This window comes from Pelomonas sp. KK5 (assembly GCF_001984095.1).
Taxonomy (GTDB): Bacteria; Pseudomonadota; Gammaproteobacteria; order Burkholderiales; family Burkholderiaceae_C; genus KK5.
In genome coordinates, this window is sequence record NZ_LYVQ01000462.1 from 1 (window position 1) to 1,601 (window position 1,601).

The 1,601-nt window shown below is 73.0% G+C and carries 3 protein-coding genes; all 3 read left to right on the plus strand.

Annotated elements, in window-relative coordinates:
- Positions 1–274 (plus strand): DUF4402 domain-containing protein (locus B0W88_RS31645; RefSeq protein ID WP_144007137.1); only part of this gene is annotated, 274 nt, incomplete at its 5' end.
- A 17-nt stretch (positions 275–291) separates the two neighbouring features.
- Entirely contained in the window at positions 292–1,134 is an 843-nt protein-coding gene (locus B0W88_RS31650) for a molecular chaperone (protein ID WP_233151913.1), read from the plus strand.
- A gap of 30 nt (positions 1,135–1,164) precedes the next feature.
- Positions 1,165–1,601, plus strand: a 437-nt coding sequence (locus B0W88_RS31655; protein ID WP_144007138.1) for a hypothetical protein, incomplete at its 3' end; no start/stop codon positions are given.

Below are 1,601 nucleotides of genomic sequence, written 5' to 3' on the forward strand. Positions count from 1 at the left end.
CCAGGACAGCCCGGCCAGCGCCGCCACGATCAACATCAGCGGCACCTCCAACGCCGCGATCGCCATCACCTTGCCGGCCGACGGCACCGTGCTGCTCAGCGCCGGCCCCGCCACCATGGCCCTCAACGGCTTCACCAGCAGCCCCAGCGGCAGCGGCGTGCTGTCGGCCGGCGGCACGCTGCTGCTGTCGATCGGCGCCACGCTCAGCGTGGGCCTGGCGCAGACGCCGGGCAGCTACAGCGGCAGCTTCAACGTGAGCATCGATTACCAATGAGCACAAGGACCTCCGCGATGACGCCAGCCCTCTTCGTCCGCGTCGCCGCGGCCCTCGCCCTGGCCGTGCTGGCGCAGACGGCGCGGGCCGACCTGATGCTGTTCCCCACCCGCATCGTGTTCGACAAGCAGCGAGCCGCCCAGGTCGAACTGATGAACCAGGGCACGACGCCCGAGACCTACCGCATCAGCCTGGTCAACCGCCGCATGGGGCCCAACGGCGAGTTCACGCCGATCACCGAGCCCGGCCCGGGCGAGCAGTTCGCCGATGCGATGCTGCGCTTCTCGCCGCACCAGGTGACGATCCCGCCGGGCGGCTCGCAGATCGTGCGCATCCTGCTGCGCAAGCCGGCCGAGCTGGCGGGCGGTGAGTACCGCTCGCACCTGCAGTTCGAGCGGGTGGCCGAGGCCAGCGGCGCCAGCAGCCTGGAAGACGCGGCCCGGCGCAATGCGGCGGGTGGCCTGTCGGTGACGATCAACGCGCTGGTGGGCGCCTCGATCCCGGTGATCGTGCGCCAGGGCGCGACGCAGGGCCGGGTCAGCCTCGGCGAGCTGCAGCTGCTGCCGCCCAGCCCGGCGGCGCCCGGCGGCAGCGTCTCGCTGCAGATGCTGCGCGAGGGCAATGCCTCGGTCTACGGCGACCTGGAAGTCAGCATCACCACCCGCGACGGCGTCACCGTGCCGCTGGCCAAGGCGGGCGGCGTGGCCGTCTACGTGCCCAATGCGGCGCGGCATGCCGTGCTGCCGCTGCAGCTGCCCGAGGGCCGGCCGCTGCCCGCGGGCACGCTGAAGGTCAGCTACCGCGAGCGGCCCGAGGCCGGCGCCCGGCTGCTGGCCGAGGCCAGCCTGGCCCTGCCCTGACAACAAGACCGCGGCTCCTTTGCTTCCCTCATGCCGAGCCGCACCCGCAACCGCTCTTCCTGCATCGCCCGCGTCCTCGTCATGACCCTGGGCCTGCTGGCCCTGCTCCCGCAAGCGATCGCCCAGGAGATGCGGGCGCTGCAGGTGCAGCTGGCCGGCCGCGACCTGCCGCAGTGGATGCCGGCCTTCCAGCAGGGCTACCAGGTGCTACTGCCGCTGGGCGACGTCGCGGAGCTGCTGCAGCTCCCGCTGAAGGTGGACGACGCGCGCGCCACCGCCACCGGCCGCCTGCCCGACGGCCGCGAGTTCGCGCTCGACCTGGCCCAGGCCCGCGTGCGCATCGGCGAGCGCGAGCAGCAGTTCGAGCCGCGCCTGGCCGTGCGCGTCGACGGGCGCATCTATGTCTCAACCCAACTGCTGGCCCGCTGGCTGCCGATGGAGCTGGCGGTGGACCTGCCGCGCTGGCG

What these genes read in the sequence shown, in the direction of transcription:
- B0W88_RS31650 (WP_233151913.1), top strand. Translation starts at nt 292, where the DNA reads ATGACGCCAGCCCTCTTCGTCCGCGTCGCCGCGGCCCTCGCCCTGGCC.